Annotated in this window: 2 protein-coding genes; both read right to left on the bottom strand. The window is 54.3% G+C overall.

The features are described 5' to 3' along the window. Positions 1–1456: 1456 nt before the first annotated feature. A complete protein-coding gene (locus G7B67_RS12850) occupies positions 1457–1987 on the bottom strand; it encodes a hypothetical protein (RefSeq protein ID WP_166213047.1) in 531 nt (176 codons plus the stop codon). A gap of 133 nt (positions 1988–2120) precedes the next feature. After that, positions 2121–2378, bottom strand: a complete 258-nt coding sequence (locus G7B67_RS12845; protein WP_207780942.1) for a hypothetical protein — start codon at positions 2376–2378, stop codon at positions 2121–2123. Positions 2379–2780: the final 402 nt, after the last annotated feature.

Here is a 2780-nt window from a genome sequence, read left to right as displayed (position 1 = left end):
ATGACTCCAAGCGCGACCGAAGAGGGTGGACGAAAGCGACAAGGTGCTGAGCGAAGCGAGCAACCCGAACTGCCGAATTGCCGCAGCAGGCCCGCTCTTAGCGGCCTAACACCTGAATTAAGCCGACTTGCGTAGTGGAGGCAAAAGCGTGACAGGATTTTTGGCCACGCTTTTGGTGTAACGAAGCAAGTTCGGCTTGAATGAATTGTTAGCTGCCAGCTAGGACAGCCAGACAACGTTGTTTGGTAGATATCAGCGATGCGTCGGAGACAGAGGCCAGCGCCTTGCGCCGCAACTCCTGCTCCCTCCGCACAGCCGGATCATTGTCCACGAAGTCTGGACCCATAAAGTCGACCCCGAAACAGTGTTGGTCGGTTGTTTGAGCTCGCAAGAATTCAGCGGGGTGGGTCCGGACAGTCTTGCTTAGGATCTCCGCTAGCTCCTCTAATTGCTCGCCGGGTTGGGTCGTACCCGCTTTTGTCAGAATCTCCTTAAGCACAGCGACGTCACCCGATGAAGCGCGATGCGCCAAGCTTGGGAAATATACGTAACGGCTGCCTGGATCGCTGGCGCAGCCCTGCGTCGCTAGGACTATGAAGACGACCAATGGCGACAGTTTTGGCATGGCAGCTAACACCTGAATTAAGCCGACATGCGTAGTGGAGGCAAAAGGTGGCACGCTTTTCAGTGCCGCCTTTTGCTGGAACGAAGCATGTTCGGCTTGAATGAATTGTTAGAGCGCGCCCGTTGACTTGGGCCAGCAATCGCCCGCTTCGAACGGGTAGTACAGCTTGCACGAATCCATGGAGAAGCAATAGTTGAGCCCTAGCGCACGCATGATCACTCGAATGGGCGGCGGGGAGGCATATATGCGGAAGTCCAGAAGCTCTTCATCAGGGCGCCCATAAAGACTCAACTCAAACGCGTGTTCTTCTCCGCCCCAAGGCCCCGACGCTGACCACAGTACTCCATGGTCCGACCACTTCAATCCGGCCAGCGCGGCATCGAGTAGTAGGCGTAGCTGCGACTTTGTGCCCAATGGTTGCCTATGCTCCTGATCCCACTCGATGAGAGGAGGTAAGCCGTCGGCAGCACGGTAGAGCGTAAGTTGGAACGGCATCGAGTCACCTGCACAAGCGCGCTAACACCTGAATTAACCGGAGCCGCGAAGCGGCTTCCGGTTGAATGAATTGTTAGACACCGCCTAGATAAACTCGTGCGTGTGTTTTGGGCTGTCGCTGTTAGAACAATTCGCAGGATAAGGGCGCGATGCAGTTTGCCCACAAAACTTGCACGCATAGCTGTCCTTTGCGTTCATCCAGTCGTGAGTACCGCTTCGCGTGTACTGGCAGTTGGCAGGATACGGATTAGCTGTGTCCTGCCCGCAAAATTTGCATACATATCCGCTTGCCATTTTACGTTTGCTCCTTGGTTGAATAGCTAAGGTCTGCGCTTTCTAGCTAGCGCTAAGTAGCACTCTTGAGTGGGCAGCTCGAATATTCTCAGCCCACGGCTGGTAGCTGAATCGAGAGGACGACGGGTGCTCAGTGAAGCAAACCACTATTTCGCTCGGGGGTTCGAACCATTCGCGCAACGCTTTTCCCATTACTACTATGAGTTGTGGTCGTAACTGGGTAATGAGATTTGGAAAAAGTTGCTGAGCCTGTTTCCACATGGCCTCGGTGGGGCGAACCCGCGGTGCCGGCAGCATCTCCTGCACAAAGTTATAAAACGCGATTCTGTTCCACGTGTCACGAAGTAGTTCATCACTCATATGATCGCCGGAGCCAAGATTATTCAGCAGCTTCGCAACTTTAGTGAAGTAGGCTGCGCGACCCTCAAAAACACATTCTCGAATCACATCGCTAGTGAAGGTGCGGCGAGCCAAACCAGGTTCTGCGTAATGCGACTCGCCGACGGCAAGAACGCGAACCCCGCCAAGCCCCTCTGAATAGTATTTTTCACCCACCCATGGCTCAAATTGCACAACAGCCTCCAGTGGTGTCTAACACCTGAATTAAGCCGACATGCGTAGTGGAGGCAAAAGGTGGCACGCTTTTCGGTGCCGCCTTTTGCCGGAACGAAGCATGTTCGGCTTGAATGAATTGTTAGGTGCCGGCTTAGATCATGTTGCCAATGACTGACAACGAGATAGTTCCGACAATCGTAACGGCAGAAAACACGAGGCCGAGAACAGTAAACATCTGTTTGCGATCCTTTTGCGTAAGACCGGCTATTCCCAAGCCGAGTGCCACTACATCAACGGCGATGAGCGCGAGAATAAACAATCCAACAATAACCGCACTGGCCGAGTGCTCGTCGATCCCTCCTGGTGTTGATACTTCCATGACTCCAGCAATGACAAAGAGAACGAACATCAAGATGCCCGTAATTATGCTAATGACGAACGATGAAATCCCTAACCCAGAATGCTTCGGACCCACGATTGAACGCCCCTATATTGCGAAACCTCGTTGCATAGAGTGCCGGCTGCTACATGCGCCTTAACGCCCAGCTAAAATGTATGACCGGCACCTAACACCTGAATTAAGGGGAGCCGCGAAGCGGCTTCCCTCTTGAATGAATAGTTAGGCAGCCATTTGCCCACAAGAGTCATTCGGTAGCAAGCCACACGCTTGACCTGAGGCCGAACCAGTCGGCCGCGCGCCAGGAGCTACAAGCGCCCAGCCCAGATGCCGCCTGGTGATCTGGGATGCGGCAAATGCCGCCGGACGGTCCGGGCGCACCCCGACGCAAATCGGGCGCGACCCGCGGACTAG

The organism is Cognatiluteimonas telluris (genome assembly GCF_011320095.1).
In the GTDB taxonomy this organism is placed as follows: domain Bacteria; phylum Pseudomonadota; class Gammaproteobacteria; order Xanthomonadales; family Xanthomonadaceae; genus Cognatiluteimonas; species Cognatiluteimonas telluris.
The sequence above is the reverse complement of the archived record's forward strand: the minus strand, read 5'-3'. Positions and strand labels throughout refer to the sequence as shown.

What these genes read in the sequence shown, in the direction of transcription:
- G7B67_RS12845 (WP_207780942.1), bottom strand. Translation starts at nt 2,378, where the DNA reads ATGTTCGTTCTCTTTGTCATTGCTGGAGTCATGGAAGTATCAACACCA.